The following is a 14080-nucleotide window of genomic DNA, read 5'->3' as shown; positions in this document are numbered from 1 at the left end:
CATCCAGCGGCTCGACCATGACAGCCATACCCAGGGCCCCTGGGCCTCGCCGATCTTACGAGTGACCAGTTCAGACCCACATCAATAGATAGGACCCTCCATGCCCGCGGCACCTGAGCCCGCAATCCTCGCCGCGTTCGAGGCCGCGAAGGGGTTCATGCCCACCGACGAGGGGCTCGCGCTGTACGCGGCGGCCGTGGCGGCCGGGCGGCTCGGGCTGCCGCTGCTGGAGGTCGGCACGTACTGCGGGCGCTCGACGGTCCTGCTCGCCGACGCGGCCCGGCGAGCCGGGGTCACCGCGCTCACCGTGGACCACCACCGCGGCAGCGAGGAGCAGCAGCCCGGCTGGGAGTACCACGACCCGGAGACGGTCGACCCGGAGATCGGGCTGATGGACACGCTCCCCGCCTTCCGCAGGACCCTGCACCGGGCGGGTCTCGAGGACCACGTGGTGGCGCTCGTCGGCCGCTCGCCGCAGATCGCCGCCCTGTGGAACACCCCGCTCGGCCTGGTCTTCGTGGACGGCGGCCACACCGACGAGCACGCGACCGCCGACTACGAGGGGTGGGCGCTGCACCTGGCCGAGGGCGGGCTGCTGGTCATCCACGACGTGTTCCCGGACCCGGTGGACGAGTTCACCGGACAGGCCCCGTACCGCGTCTACCTCCGGGCCCTGGAATCGGGCGGGTTCACCGAGGTGTCGGCGACCGGATCGCTGCGCGTCCTGCGGCGATCGGAAGCAGCCGCCCGCGCCCGCCGTTAGAGTCGCAGGCGTGTCGTACCAAGGCCCCGACTTCGATGTCCCGCAGCCCGAGCGCCCCGGCCGCCTCCGCCGGGGGCTGCTGACCGTCTCCCTCGCGGCACTGGTGCCCGGCGCGCTGCTGGGCTGGCTGGTGTACGAGGCGGTGGGCGACCCGGGCGGCTCGGACACGGCGGCACCGCCGTCGGCGACCGGCTCCCCCTCGGCGACCGGCTCCCCCTCGGGGTCCGGCTCGCCCTCGGGGTCCGCGGGGCCGCTCCTGCCCTCGTATCCCGGACAGGACGACAAGGGGGCCGGCCAGTCCGCCTCGCGGACGCCCGCCGCCTCCGGCCCGCTCAAGGGCAAGGTCGTCGTCATCGACCCGGGCCACAACCAGGGCAACTTCCGGCACACGGCGGAGATCAACCGCACGGTGGACATCGGCACCAACCGCAAGGAGTGCGACACCACCGGCACGTCCACCAACGCCGGTTACACCGAGGTCCGGTTCACGCTGGACGTGGCCCACCGGCTGCGCGCGCTGCTCGAAGCGCAGGGCGCGACGGTGAAGCTGACCCACGACGGCGACTCTCCGGCCTGGGGCCCGTGCGTCGACGAGCGCGCCCGGATCGGCAACGAGGCGCACGCGGACGCCTCCGTGTCGATCCACGCCGACGGCGCGGCGTCCGGTGACCGCGGCTTCCACGTCATCCTCCCGGGGGCCGTGCACGCCGGCTCCGCCGACACCCGCCCGATCGTGTCCGCCTCCCGCGATCTGGGCGAGCGCATCGCGGGCAACTTCGTGCGGGTCACGGGCGAGGCGCCGTCCAACTACATCGGCGGCGGCACCGGCCTCGTCACGCGGAAGGACCTGGGCGGTCTCAATCTGTCAACGGTTCCCAAGGTGTTCATCGAGTGCGGCAACATGCGCGATAGCAAGGACGCGGCATCGCTCACCAACGGCGGCTGGCGGCAGAAGGCGGCAGAGGGGATCTCTGAGGGAATCGTGAGTTTCCTGCGCGAGTCGTGATCAGGGCACTCGTCCCGGCGGACATCGTGGCCGTACGGACGATAGTGTCATCCGTACGATGAGGCGCCACCCCCGCGCTTCGCACCGCGGCCTGACGGCGAGATGGTGACAGCGACGCCTCCACCGACGAGACGACGAACCAGAAGGACCTGACGTGAATATCCGCTCCCTCACTCGGGGCGACGGCGTGGTGATCGGAGCAGCGGTGTTGCTGTTCATCGCGTCGTTCCTCCACACCTACTCGAGCTACCTGACCAGCAACGCCTGGGACGCGCTCGGTCTGGGCCTGGGCGTCTACATGGGCGGAGTGATCGGCGCCGCGCTGATCGTCGTCAACCGGTGTCTGCCGCAGCCCCGCAAGGTGGCGGGCCTGGACCTGGGCGCGGTGGGAGTGGCGTTCACGGTACTGGTGGCGTGGATCATGTTCTGGAACCTGGTGGACGCTCCCCAGGTCGGCGCGGGCGCCGGCCTGATCCTGGGCTTCATCGCCGCCCTGGTCCTGGCCGCCGGTGCCGTCGCCACCCCGCTGGTCCCGGCTCTCCAGGCCGCCCTGACGCCCGCGCCCCGGCCGGCCGCGCCGCAGCCCTACGGCGCGCAGCCGCAGGGCGGGTACGGCTACCCGGGCGCTCAGCAGCCGTTCGGCGGGCAGCCGCAGCAGAACCAGCCGTCGTTCGGCGGTGGTCAGCCGCAGCAGGCCTCGCAGGGGCAGCAGCCCGCGGCCGGCTTCTCGCCGTTCTGGTTCGCCGTGCCGGCGCCGCGTCCGCTGTTCGCGGAGGACGGTTCCCCCGCGCCGATCGCCGAGCTGGCGCCGGGCGTGTGGTACCTGGCCGTGGAGCAGCGCGGTCAGGGCCTGCTGACCGAGATGCAGGACGGCCGCCGCGGTGTCCTCCAGGACGCGTCCAACATCCAGCGCGGCTGATCCGGTCCGCCGGACCGGCCCTGCGGCCCCTCGCCCTCGCGGGCGGGGGGCCGTTGCCGTGCCGCACGCGGGGCCTGGACCCGGCAGGCCGTCGGTGAACGGCCCGGAACGGCTCCTAGGAGCCGTGGATGAGCTGCGAGTGGGTCGGCACCTTGTTGTGGACCGGCGCGCCCGCGCTGCTCCCGGCGCCCTTCACCTTGTTGATGACGTTGTTGTAGTCACCGACCGCCGAGGTGTCGCCGTGGCGCAGCTTGGAGGGCAGGGCCTTCAGGTCGTTGATGGCCCTGTTGAGGGGGGCGAGTGCCTTCGACAGCAGGGGGTCGCCGTGGGCGTTGCGCACGGCGGCCTTGAGCCTGTTGTACGTGAAGGCGCCCGCGAGGGCCGCCTTGATGAGGGTGCCCCTGCGGTGGGGAGCGCCCTTCTTGAACTTGCCCTGCTTGTACGGTTTCACGATCCACTCGTAGGTGGCCCCGGCCGCGAGCGCCGCGTTCGCCACGAACCGGGTCTTGGCGAAGTGCTGCCTCTCCGCGGGCGTGGTGGGCTTTGGCGTGGCCGCCGCCACGGCGACCGTCGGACTGTGTTGCGGAGTGCTCTGGGCGCCCACGGCCCACCCGGTGGAACCGGCGAGCAGGGCGCAGCAGAGCGTCAGCGCCAGGGCGAGGCGCCGTATCGGTACGGGCACGGTGTCCTCCCGGTACATGTTGCTGCGGGTGTTGAGAAGATCCGTGTGATCCCGGGTGGCCGCGCCGAAACAGTGCACTGGAGGTACCCTCCGGGTCACTCCCCGTGCGCGGACCGGGTTTCCGGCGGGATTCCGGGGCAGACGCAAGGGCATGTCCCCTCGATATCGCACGGGTCCCAACTCCGCCGGTACGGTCATCGCGGTGGTCGCGGACGTCATGGCCCTCATCCTCGGACTGTGGATCCTGATGTACCTGCTGGACGCCAACCGGGCCAACGAACTGGTCCGGTTCGTCCACGGCGCTGCCGACTGGCTGGCCGGCTGGTCCCGGGATCTCTTCACCTTCGACAGGCCCTGGGCCCGCGTGATCGCCGGCTACGGTCTGGCCGCCGTGGTGTACCTCTTCGTCGGCCATGCCGTCGCCAACCGGATGCACCGGCACTGACGGCGGCGCACCGTTCCAAACCGGGCCGGGCGGGCGCGGGCTGACGAACGGCGTCAGCCGCAGCAGTCCGTGTCGAGGCCCCGCGGCAGGCGGTCGCCCGCCGCGAAGACCGTGCAGGTGGCCTCGTGGCCGCCGAGCGCGGCCACCGCGAGGAGGAGGGATCCGGCGGTCCACGTGGTCAGTTCGCGGGGCCACACGGCGTCGTCCTCGAAGACGTAGCCCGTCCAGTACAGGCCGGTGTCCGGGTCGCGCAGGTGCTGGATGGACTGGAGCACGGCCAGGGCGTGGTCGGATTCGCCCACCGCCCACAGGGTCAGGGCGAGTTCGGCCGACTCCCCGCCCGTCACCCACGGGTTGGGGACGACGCAGCGCACCCCGAGTCCGGGCACCACGAAGCGGTCCCAGCCCTCCGTTATGCGCGCCTTCGCCTCCGCGCCGGTCAGCGCGCCGCCCAGCACCGGGTAGTACCAGTCCATGGAGTAGCGGTCCTTGTCCAGGAACCGCTCCGGGTGCGCGCGGATCGCGTGCCGGAGCGTGCCGACCGCCAACTCCCAGTCCGGTTGCGGCTCTTCACGCTGCTCCGCGATCGCCAGCGCACAGCACAGGGCGTGGTGGACCGAGGAGCACCCGGTCAGCAGCGCGTCCGCGGTGTCCGTGCCGTCGTCCTCCCGCTTCCAGCCGATCTGCCCGCCGGGCTGCTGGAGCCGCAGCACGAACTCGATCGCCGCGTACACGACGGGCCACATGCGGTCCAGGAAGGCGTCGTCGCCCGTCGAGAGGTAGTGGTGCCAGACCCCTACGGCCGTGTAGGCGACGAAGTTGGTCTCCCGGCGGCGGTCGGTGACGTCGTCGTGCGCCCCGTCGGCGTAGGCCGCGTACCAGGAGCCGTCCTGGAGCTGGTGGCGGGCCAGCCACGCGTAGGCACGCTCGGCGGCCTCGTGCTCGCCGGCCGCGTCCAGCGCCATCGCCGCCTCGACGTGGTCCCACGGGTCGAGGTGGTGACCGCGGAACCACGGGATCGCCCCGTCCTCCCGCTGGACGGCGAGTATGCCGCGTACGGTCGCGGCGGCCTGCCCGGCGGTGAGGACTCCGGGCAGGACGAGGTGTTCTGTCCGGGGAGTCGTCACGCTTCGGCGCCCCCGGCCGTGGCGGGCAGCCGCGGCTTGGTCGCGTACGCCACGAAGCTCTTGCCGATCAGCGGGTTCAGCGCCTGCTCGGCCACCCGGGTGGCCAGCGGTTTCTTCATGATGTCCCAGACCAGCAGCTTGTGGTACGCCCGCACCGGCAGCACCTGGTCGTTGTCGACGCCGAACGCGCACTTCAGCCACCAGTACGGCGAGTGCAGCGCGTGCGCGTGATGGGTGCCGTAGGGCTTCAGGCCCGCCTCGCGCATTCTGGCGAGGAGTTCGTCGGCCTTGTAGATGCGGATGTGGCCGCCCTCCACCTCGTGGTAGGCGTCGGACAGGGCCCAGCAGACCTTCTCGGGACCGTAGCGCGGCACGGTGACCGCGATCCGCCCGCCCGGCCGGAGCACCCGGACCATCTCGGCGAGGACGCCCTTGTCGTCGGGGATGTGCTCCATCACCTCGGAGATGATGACGACGTCGAAGGAGTCGTCGGGGAAGGGCAGCGCCAGCGCGTCGCCCTCCATGGCCGTCGCGGTCGCCCCTTGCGGCGCCTCCCCGGCCTCCTTCATCGCCGCGAACCACTTGGCGACCTCGCGGATCTCCTCGCCGTTGCGGTCCAGCGCCACGACCCGGGCCCCACGCCGGTAGCACTCGAACGCGTGCCGGCCGGCACCGCATCCGAGGTCCAGCACGCGGTCGCCCGGGGCGAGCGGGAACCGGGAGAAGTCGACGGTCAGCACGTGGCCCTGCTTTCTCGGTTGAGGTCGGCGTCGATCGTGGTGGTGCCGGTCCGCGCGGGGCCGGCGCCCGGGGTGCCCGCGCTCCGGCCGACGGAGGTGCCCGCACGGGAGCGGTCGAGGGCCTCGCGGTACCGGGCCACGGTTCCCTCGGCGGCGCGGGCCCAGGTGAAGTGCCGCAGGACCCGCTCGCGCCCGGCCCGGCCCAGCCGGAGGCGCAGCTCCGGGTCTCCCAGCAGCCGGCCGAGCGCCGTGGCCAGCGCCCCGGCGTCGCCCGGCGGCACGGCCAGGCACGTCTCGCCGTCGCGGCCGGCGACCTCGGGGACGGCGCCCCCGGTCGTGGCGACCAGCGGAGTGCCCGTGGCCATGGCCTCGGCCGCCGGCAGGGAGAAGCCCTCGTACAGCGACGGCACGCAGGCGACCTCGGCCGAGCGGACCAGGCCGACCAGTTCGGCGTCCGAGATCCCCTTGACGAACTCGACGGCGCCTTCGAGGCCGTAGCGTTCGACCGCCTGCGCGACCGGGCCCTGCTCGGGCCGCTTGCCGACGACGACGAGGTGCGCGGCGGGGTGCTCGGCACGCACCTTCGCCAGCGCCTCGACGAGGAACACCAGCCCCTTGAGCGGCACGTCCGCGCTGGAGGTGGTCACGATCCGGCCGGGCACCTGCCGCACGGCCGGGTCGGGTGAGAACAGGTCGGTGTCGGCGCCGATGTGCACGACGTGGACGCGGTCCCCGCGCACGCCGAGGTGGTCGACGATCTCCTGGCGGGAGGTGCCGGAGACGGTGAGCACGGAGGGCAGCCGGCGCGCGACGCGCTTCTGCATGCGGGTGAAGGCGTACCAGCGGCGTACGGACCAGCGCCGCTGCCATCCCTCGGCGGCGTCCAGCTCCAGCTTCCGGTCCACGGTGATGGGGTGGTGGATGGTGGTGACCAGTGGCGCGCCGACGTCCCCCAGCAGCCCGTATCCCAGGGTCTGGTTGTCGTGGACGATGTCGAACTCCCCGCGCCGGGCGCGCAGATGGCGGCGGGCGCGCAGCGAGAAGGTCAGCGGCTCGGGGAAGCCGCCGGCCCACATGGTGGCGACCTCCAGCGCGTCGATCCAGTCGCGGTACTCGTCGCGCTTCGGGGTGCGGAAGGGGTCCGGCTGCCGGTAGAGGTCCAGGCTCGGCAGCTCGGTCAGGCGCAGCCGGCCGTCGTGGCCGTCGCCGGCGATCCCACCGAGGGTGTCGGGGGTGTCGAGGATGGGGTAGGGCTGGGCGGCGATCACCTCGACCCGGTGGCCGAGGCGGGCCAGTTCGCGCGAGAGGTGGCGGACGTAGACGCCCTGGCCGCCGCAGAACGGGTTCCCCTTGTAGGTGAGGAGCGCTATGCCGAGCGGTCGCTCGCCGTCCGCCGCCAGGTCCGCCGGGGACCCCGCCTGACTGGGCTCAGCGGTCACTCCGGCCCCCCTTCTGACTGCACTGTCCCGCGAGATTACGTCGGGACGCTAATCTAGAACAAGTTTCAGACTTGATCGTTCAGGAGGCTCCGAATCTACCGGCAGGTAGCCACGCTGTGAGCAGCGGATCGGGTGATTCGCACCACGGCCCGCGCCACCGCCCGCGGTCCGGTCCCCCTGCCGGCCTCTGCCTCACCGACTGTCACGGAACGGGATCCATGCCTGCGCGAGCCAGTACCTCCCGGCCGGCCTCACCGCCCCTCACCGAGCGGCAGGAGGCCCGTCGCCGCCGCATCCTGCACGCGAGCGCGCAACTGGCCGCCCGGGGCGGCTTCGACGCCGTGCAGATGCGGGAGGTCGCGGAGTCCTCGCAGGTGGCGCTGGGCACGCTCTACCGGTACTTCCCGTCCAAGGTGCACCTGCTCGTCGCCACGATGCAGGACCAGTTGGAGCGCCTGCACGGCACGCTGCGCAAGAACCCGCCGGCCGGCGAGAGCGCCGCCGAGCGGGTGGCGGAGACCCTGATGCGCGCCTTCGGCGCCCTCCAGCGCGACCCCCACCTCGCGGACGCGATGGTCCGCGCGCTGACCTTCGCGGACCGCAGCGTGAGCCCGGAGGTCGACCAGGTCTCCCGTCAGACCACCGCGATCATCCTGGACGCCATGGGCCTGGAGGAGCCCACCGCCGAGCAGCTCTCCGTGGTCCGCGTGATCGAGCACACCTGGCTGTCGGCCCTGATCACCTGGCTCTCGGGCCGCGCCTCCCTCGCCCAGGCGAAGGCCGACATAGGGACGGCGTGCCGTCTGATCGACCTGACCATGCCCGCCGTGGCGCACGAATAGGACCTACGAGACGGGTTCCCTTCGCCGGTATTACCCGGATCAGGTAATGGGGGTCGCCTTCAGGTCCGACTGCTACCTTCCGGCCTCTCAGCCCGACCGTCGACGTCGGCCCCAGCGGATGCCGTAGCGTCTCGCCAAAGTCGGCTACTCCGGTCGAACTCCCTCACTCGCCTCGTAGGCCACTTACAGAATAAATCCACCCGTACCGGATGGAACCCCCCAATCCGAAGATTTTTTCGGTTTCTCCCGCGCCGGACGAGACGGGCATCGGCCACCCCTCGGGGCCTTTCCGGTAGGCCGGTAGAGTGACCGGGTCGTCATCACACCCGTTCGGGGGGAAGCCGGTGGAAATCCGGCGCTGACCCGCAGCCGTGAGCCGTCCCGCGAGGGCGGCGAGCCGGAATGCCCGGGACGGGACGTGACCGGCTCATGCGTGTCGGCAGTCCGCCGGCGCATCGCACCGTCGAGGTATACGGAGCCGAGCCGCCGGGGTGTCCCGTGCTGTCCGGCTCCCCGCAGGGAGAGGCACCCGCCGATCATGAACTTCCGCCGCAGCGCCGCGGCCCTGGCCGCCGCCGTCGCCGTGATCGGCAGCGCGGCCCCCGCCGTCGCAGACACGTCCGCCGGCCCGTCCCCGTCGTCGCCGGCTCTTCCGGCCGGGCTCTACGGCACGACCGACCCCCAGTACGACGGCGTCTGGCGCCAGTCCCTGGCGCTGCTCGCGCAGCACACGGTGGAGGTGCGGCCCGCCGCCAAGGCCGTGGACTGGCTGACCGGACAGCAGTGCGCCGACGGTTCCTTCGCGCCCTTCCGCGCCGAGCCGGGAAAGGCCTGCGACGCCAAGCTGATGGTCGACACCAACAGCACCGCCGCCGCCGTGCAGGCCCTCGCCGCGCTCGGCGGCCACGACACGGTCACCGGCAAGGCGGTGTCCTGGCTGAAGTCCGTGCAGAACAAGGACGGCGGCTGGGGGTACACGCCCGGCGGGCCCAGCGACACCAACTCGACCTCGGTCGTGATCGGCGCGCTCGCCGCCGTCGGGCAGAAGCCGGAGAGTGTGGTCAAGGACGGCAAGTCCCCCTACGACGCCCTGCTGACCTTCGCCCTGCCGTGCTCCGGCGACGGGGCCGGCGCCTTCGCCTACCAGCCGGACAAGAAGGGCGAGCTCGCCGCCAACGCGGACGCCACGGCGGCCGCCGTCGTCGCCGCGCTCGGGCAGGGCATGGCCCCCAAGGGCAACGCCAAGGGCGCCGAGGCCCGTTGCGAGGACTCGGGCAAGCCCGGCCCGGACCGGGCCGCGGCCAACGGCGCCTCGTACCTCGCGCAGGCCGTCGCCAAGGACGGTCACCTCACCTCCTCCCTCCCCGGTTCCACCGACCAGCCCGACTTCGGCAACACCGCCGACGCAGTCGTCGCCCTGGCCGCGCAGAGCGGGCCCGCGCAGGCGCAGAAGCCGCTGAAGTGGCTGGAGAAGAACTCCGAGGCGTGGGCCAAGCAGAGCGGTCCCGCCGCCTACGCCCAGCTCGTCTTCGCGGCCCGCGCGGCCGGCGCCGACCCGCGTGACTTCGGCGGTGTCGACCTGGTCGAGCGGCTCAACGCGACCGGACCGGCCCCCCAGGCCGCGAAGAGTGACTCCCCCTTCGGCGTCTGGTGGACCGTCGGCGTCTTCCTCGTCGCGGGCGTCGGCATCGGGTTCCTGCTGAGCGGCCGGAAGAAGCAGGGCCAGTCGTGACCCGCCGGCTCCGGGCGCTGTGCGCACCGCTGCTCGCGGCCGCGCTCCTGCTGGTGGCCGGTGCCGGTCAGGCGCAGGCCACCGGCTACCGGTACTGGTCCTTCTGGGACCGCGACGGCGGGAAGTGGACGTACGCCACCGAGGGCCCGTCGACCGCGCGTCCCTCCGACGGCGACGTCCAGGGCCTCCGCTTCGCGGTGAGTGAGGACTCCCAGGACGCGAGCAAGCCGCGCGGGACGGCCGACTTCGAGGCCATCTGCGCGAAGACGCCCGCCGAGAAGGGCAGCAAGCGGGTGGCGCTCGTCCTCGACTTCGGCGTCCAGGCGGACGCCCCGGCCGGCGAGACCCCGCCGGCGCCGCGCACGGCGTGCGCCCGGGTGCCGTCCGACGCGACCACGGCCGAGGCCCTGGCGGCCGTCGCGAAACCGCTGCGGTACGACGCCAACGCCCTGCTGTGCGCCATCTCCGGCTATCCGCGGAAGGGCTGCGGCGAGCAGGTGACGGCGGGCGGGAGCGAGCAGCCCGCCGCGGACGAGCCGCGCGAGGAGGGCCCCTCGGTGGGTCTCCTCGCCGGTGGTGCCGCGGTGGTCGTACTGGGCGCGGCGGCGGTCTGGCAGGCGCGGCGGCGCAGGGATGCGTGACGCCGTGCGGGACCGCGGGCGGGCGGGCCGCTCCGGCGGCGCACCCGCCCGCGGCCCCGCCGGCGTCCACGCGGGCGCCTGGTGGCTGTGGGCGCTGGCCCTGGGCACCGCGGCCACCCGCACCACCAATCCCCTGCTGCTCGGCCTGCTGCTGGCGGTCTCCGGCTACGTCGTGGTGAGCTGCCGCCCCAACACGCCGTCCGCCCGGTCCTACACTGCCTTCGTCCGGCTCGCCCTCGCCGTCCTCGTCATCCGCCTCGTCTTCGCCGTCGTGCTCGGCTCGCCCATTCCCGGCTCGCACGTGATCGTCTCCCTTCCCGAAGTCCCCCTGCCGCACTGGGCGCAGGGCATCCGCCTGGGCGGCCGGGTCACGGCCGAGGCGGTCGTCTTCGCCCTGTACGACGGGCTGAAGCTGGCCACGCTGCTGGTCTGCGTCGGCGCCGCGAACGCCCTCGCCGCGCCCGCCCGCCTGCTGAAGTCCCTGCCCGGCGCCCTGTACGAGACCGGGGTCGCCGTCGTCGTCGCGCTCACCTTCGCCCCGCACCTGGTCGCCGACGGGCGTCGCCTGCGGGCCGCCCGCCGGCTGCGGGGCCGCCCCGACCGGGGTGTCCGCGGCCTGGTGCAGGTCGGACTGCCGGTCCTGGAGGGCGCGCTGGAGCGTTCCGTCGCCCTCGCCGCCGCGATGGACGCCCGCGGCTACGGCCGTACCGCCGAGGTCGCGCCCGCCGTCCGCCGGACCACCGCCGTGCTCACGCTCGGCGGTCTGCTGGGCGTCTGCGCCGGGACGTACGGGCTGCTCACCGCCGAGGGCGGCACCTACGGCCTGCCGGTGCTGCTCGCCGGGGTCGCCGCCGCGCTGGCCGGACTGTGGCTCGGCGGGCGCCGCTCCCCGCGCACCCGCTACCGACCGGACTCCTGGAACCTCCGCTCCTGTCTGGTCGCCGGGTCGGGCATGCTGGTCGCGGCCCTGCTGGCGCTCGCCGCCGCCCGCGATCCCCAGGCCCTGCACCCGGGCGTGGTCCCGCTCGTCCCGCCCACTCTTCCCCTGTGGCCCGCCGCCGCCGTACTCCTCGGTCTGGCCCCCGCGTTCGCCGTACCCGCCAGTCCCGCCCCCAAGGAGCCGTCGTGATCCGCTTCGAGGATGTCTCCGTCACCTACGACGGAGCGGTGGAACCCACCGTCCGCGGCGTGGACTTCGAGGTGCCCGAAGGTGAACTCGTCCTGCTCGTCGGGCCGTCCGGCGTCGGCAAGTCCACCGTGCTCGGCGCGGTCAGCGGGCTGGTGCCGCACTTCACCGGCGGCACCCTGCGCGGCCGGGTCACCGTGGCCGGCCGGGACACCCGCACCCACAAGCCGCGTGAACTCGCCGACGTCGTCGGCACCGTCGGCCAGGATCCGCTGTCGCACTTCGTCACGGACACCGTGGAGGACGAACTCGCCTACGGCATGGAGTCGCTGGGCCTGGCCCCGGACGTGATGCGGCGGCGCGTGGAGGAGACCCTGGACCTGCTGGGCCTGGCCGACCTGCGCGACCGGCCCATCGCCACCCTGTCCGGCGGCCAGCAGCAGCGGGTCGCGATCGGCTCGGTCCTCACCCCGCACCCGAAGGTCCTCGTCCTGGACGAGCCGACCTCGGCGCTCGACCCGGCCGCCGCCGAGGAGGTCCTCGCCGTCCTCCAGCGGCTCGTGCACGACCTCGGCACGACGGTCCTCATGGCCGAACACCGCCTGGAACGGGTCGTCCAGTACGCCGACCAGGTCGTCCTGCTGCCCGCCCCGGGCACCGCCCCGCTGCTGGGGTCCCCGGCGGACGTCATGGCCGTCTCCCCGGTGTACCCGCCGGTGGTGGACCTGGGCCGGCTGGCGGGCTGGTCCCCGCTGCCCCTGACCGTACGGGACGCCCGCCGCCGGGCCGCCGGTCTGCGGCAACGGCTGGACGGACGGGAGCCCGTGCGCTCCGGGACGGCACCGGCCACGGCACTCCCGGTCCCCGCGCCCCGTCCGGCGCCCCGTCCGGCATCCCGGTGGCGGCTGCGCCGCGGCCCCACCCCCGAGCCCGTCCCGGCGGGCGCGCCCGTGGCCGAGGTCCACTCCCTCGGTGTCCGGCGCGCCGGCGTCCAGGCCCTGCGGAACGTCGACCTGTCCGTCGCCCCCGGCGAGACCGTCGCCCTCATGGGGCGCAACGGCGCCGGGAAGTCCACGCTGCTCGGCTCGCTCGTCGGGCTGGTCCAGCCGTCCGCCGGGCGGGTCCGGGTGGGCGGCGCGGTCCCGCACCGCACGACGCCCCGCGAACTGGTGCGCCGGGTCGGGCTCGTCCCACAGGAGCCGCGCGACCTGCTGTACGCCGACACGGTCGCCGCCGAGTGCGCGGCCGCCGACCAGGACGCGCAGGCCGCGCCCGGCACCTGCCGGGACCTGGTCCGCGAGCTGCTGCCCGGCGTCGGCGACGACACCCACCCCCGTGACCTGTCGGAGGGCCAGCGCCTCGCGCTCGCGCTCGCCGTCGTGCTCGCGGCCCGTCCGCCCCTGCTGCTGCTCGACGAGCCGACCCGCGGCCTCGACTACGGCGCCAAGACCCGTCTGGTCGCCCTGCTGCGCGCGCTCGCCGCCGAGGGGCACGCCATCGTGCTCGCCACGCACGACGTCGAACTGGCCGCCGAACTCGCCCACCGGGTCGTGCTGCTCGCCGAGGGCGAGGTGATCGCCGACGGTCCGACGGCCGAAGTGGTGGTGTCCTCCCCCTCCTTCGCCCCGCAGGTCACCAAGATCCTGGCCCCGCAGCGGTGGCTCACCGCCACCCAGGTCCGCGAGGCGCTGGCATGACGGCCCGTCCTGCCGAGGCGAAGGGGAGCCGGGCCGGCGCGATACCCCACCCCCGGGTGCGGGCCGTCCGCCTCGGCCCCCGGTCCCTCGCCGCGCTCGCCCTGGTCAGCGCGGTCGGCGTGGCCGCGTTCGGCTGGCCGTTCCTCGCCCCGCCCGCCTCGTCGCTCAGCGCGCACGCGCAGGACGCGCCCTGGCTGTTCGCGGGCCTGCTCGTGCTGCTCGTCGCCGTCGTCACCGCGACGATCTCCGAGTCCGGCCTCGGCCCGAAGGCCGTCGCCATGCTCGGTGTGCTGGCCGCGACCGGGGCCGCGCTGCGCCCGATCGGGGCCGGGACGGCCGGCATCGAGCCCATGTTCTTCCTGATGGTGCTGAGCGGGCGGGTGCTCGGGCCGGGCTTCGGGTTCGTCCTCGGCTCGGTGACGATGTTCGCCTCCGCGCTGCTCACCGGCGGGGTGGGGCCGTGGATGCCGTTCCAGATGCTGGCCATGGGCTGGTTCACCATGGGCGCGGGTCTGCTGCCGGGCCCCGAGCGGCTGCGCGGCCGCGCGGAACTGCTGCTGCTCGCGCTCTACGGCTTCCTGGCCGCCTTCGCCTACGGCACCGTCATGAACCTCGCGGGCTGGCCCTTCATGGGCACCCTCGCCTCCTCCATCGCCTTCGACCCGCACGCGGGCGTCCCCGCCAACCTGGCCCGGTTCGTGGCGTACTGCCTGGCCACCTCGCTCGGCTGGGACCTGGGCCGAGCCGCCGTCACGGTGATCCTGACCCTCGTCCTCGGCCACGCCGTGCTGCGGGCGCTGCGCCGGGCCACCCGCCGGGCCGCCTTCGAGGCCCCGGTCACCTTCGACGCACCCTCGCCGTGACACGCCCGGCGGGACCGCCCGCATGAGCTGGGTCGCCCACGAGTCCGGGCCGTTGCCC

Annotated in this window: 14 protein-coding genes and 2 riboswitches; of the genes, 10 read left to right on the top strand and 4 right to left on the bottom strand. The window is 73.8% G+C overall.

Features of this window, described 5'->3' with window-relative positions:
* The first annotated feature begins 100 nt into the window (after positions 1–100).
* The 3 genes from ACIQMV_RS14655 (at position 101) to ACIQMV_RS14645 (ending at position 2688) form a co-directional block, all read left to right on the top strand.
* Entirely contained in the window at positions 101–763 is a 663-nt protein-coding gene (locus ACIQMV_RS14655) for a class I SAM-dependent methyltransferase (protein WP_402592898.1), read from the top strand.
* Positions 764–773: 10 nt separating this feature from the next.
* Positions 774–1769 carry an N-acetylmuramoyl-L-alanine amidase gene (locus ACIQMV_RS14650; protein WP_402592897.1) on the top strand — a complete coding sequence of 332 codons (996 nt, stop codon included), beginning with the start codon at positions 774–776 and terminating at the stop codon, positions 1767–1769.
* Positions 1770–1923: 154 nt separating this feature from the next.
* The gene (locus ACIQMV_RS14645; protein ID WP_172632982.1) at positions 1924–2688 is read left to right on the top strand and encodes a hypothetical protein; all 765 of its coding nucleotides are present in this window, start codon (positions 1924–1926) and stop codon (positions 2686–2688) included.
* Between the two features lie 115 nt (positions 2689–2803).
* Here ACIQMV_RS14645 and ACIQMV_RS14640 read toward each other — a convergent pair whose 3' ends face one another.
* A complete protein-coding gene (locus tag ACIQMV_RS14640; RefSeq protein WP_402592896.1) occupies positions 2804–3370 on the bottom strand; it encodes a hypothetical protein in 567 nt (188 codons plus the stop codon).
* A gap of 151 nt (positions 3371–3521) precedes the next feature.
* Between ACIQMV_RS14640 and ACIQMV_RS14635 the strand changes: the two genes are divergently transcribed.
* Positions 3522–3815 carry a hypothetical protein gene (locus ACIQMV_RS14635; protein ID WP_141361331.1) on the top strand — a complete coding sequence of 98 codons (294 nt, stop codon included), beginning with the start codon at positions 3522–3524 and terminating at the stop codon, positions 3813–3815.
* A gap of 53 nt (positions 3816–3868) precedes the next feature.
* On the opposite strand, the gene ACIQMV_RS14630 is transcribed toward ACIQMV_RS14635, so the two are convergent.
* The 3 genes from ACIQMV_RS14630 to ACIQMV_RS14620 are packed head-to-tail and all read right to left on the bottom strand — an operon-like array spanning position 3869 to position 7121.
* Positions 3869–4942 carry a prenyltransferase gene (locus tag ACIQMV_RS14630; RefSeq protein WP_141361329.1) on the bottom strand — a complete coding sequence of 358 codons (1074 nt, stop codon included), beginning with the start codon at positions 4940–4942 and terminating at the stop codon, positions 3869–3871.
* Positions 4939–5682, bottom strand: a complete 744-nt coding sequence (locus tag ACIQMV_RS14625) for a class I SAM-dependent methyltransferase (RefSeq protein ID WP_141361327.1) — start codon at positions 5680–5682, stop codon at positions 4939–4941. Before ACIQMV_RS14625 ends, ACIQMV_RS14630 begins: the two co-directional genes overlap by 4 nt.
* Entirely contained in the window at positions 5676–7121 is a 1446-nt protein-coding gene (locus ACIQMV_RS14620) for a glycosyltransferase family 4 protein (protein ID WP_402592895.1), read from the bottom strand. Before ACIQMV_RS14620 ends, ACIQMV_RS14625 begins: the two co-directional genes overlap by 7 nt.
* Before the next feature lie 218 nt (positions 7122–7339).
* Here ACIQMV_RS14620 and ACIQMV_RS14615 point away from each other — a divergent pair, with 218 nt between their 5' ends.
* The 6 genes from ACIQMV_RS14615 (at position 7340) to ACIQMV_RS14590 (ending at position 14022) form a co-directional block, all read left to right on the top strand.
* A complete protein-coding gene (locus ACIQMV_RS14615) occupies positions 7340–7963 on the top strand; it encodes a TetR family transcriptional regulator (RefSeq protein WP_402592894.1) in 624 nt (207 codons plus the stop codon).
* Positions 7963–8138, bottom strand: a riboswitch (TPP riboswitch). (Overlaps the previous gene by 1 nt.)
* Positions 8139–8263: 125 nt before the next feature.
* Positions 8264–8392: riboswitch (cobalamin riboswitch) on the top strand.
* A gap of 109 nt (positions 8393–8501) precedes the next feature.
* A complete protein-coding gene (locus ACIQMV_RS14610; RefSeq protein ID WP_402592893.1) occupies positions 8502–9695 on the top strand; it encodes a prenyltransferase/squalene oxidase repeat-containing protein in 1194 nt (397 codons plus the stop codon).
* Complete coding sequence (locus ACIQMV_RS14605) at positions 9692–10336, top strand: SCO2322 family protein (RefSeq protein ID WP_402592892.1); 645 nt, start codon at positions 9692–9694, stop codon at positions 10334–10336. The genes ACIQMV_RS14610 and ACIQMV_RS14605 overlap by 4 nt, the downstream gene beginning before the upstream one ends.
* Positions 10329–11465 (top strand): CbiQ family ECF transporter T component, encoded by a 1137-nt coding sequence (locus ACIQMV_RS14600; RefSeq protein WP_402592891.1) that lies wholly within the window; start codon positions 10329–10331, stop codon positions 11463–11465. The genes ACIQMV_RS14605 and ACIQMV_RS14600 overlap by 8 nt, the downstream gene beginning before the upstream one ends.
* On the top strand, positions 11462–13159 hold the full coding sequence (locus ACIQMV_RS14595) for an ABC transporter ATP-binding protein (protein WP_402592890.1): 1698 nt from the start codon (positions 11462–11464) through the stop codon (positions 13157–13159). The genes ACIQMV_RS14600 and ACIQMV_RS14595 overlap by 4 nt, the downstream gene beginning before the upstream one ends.
* Complete coding sequence (locus tag ACIQMV_RS14590; protein WP_402592889.1) at positions 13156–14022, top strand: ECF transporter S component; 867 nt, start codon at positions 13156–13158, stop codon at positions 14020–14022. The genes ACIQMV_RS14595 and ACIQMV_RS14590 overlap by 4 nt, the downstream gene beginning before the upstream one ends.
* Positions 14023–14080: the final 58 nt, after the last annotated feature.

The sequence above is a fragment of the Streptomyces sp. NPDC091412 genome, from assembly GCF_044756885.1.
Lineage (GTDB): Bacteria > Actinomycetota > Actinomycetes > Streptomycetales > Streptomycetaceae > Streptomyces.
Note: the sequence above shows the minus strand (reverse complement) of the source record. Positions and strands in the feature narration are given on the sequence as shown.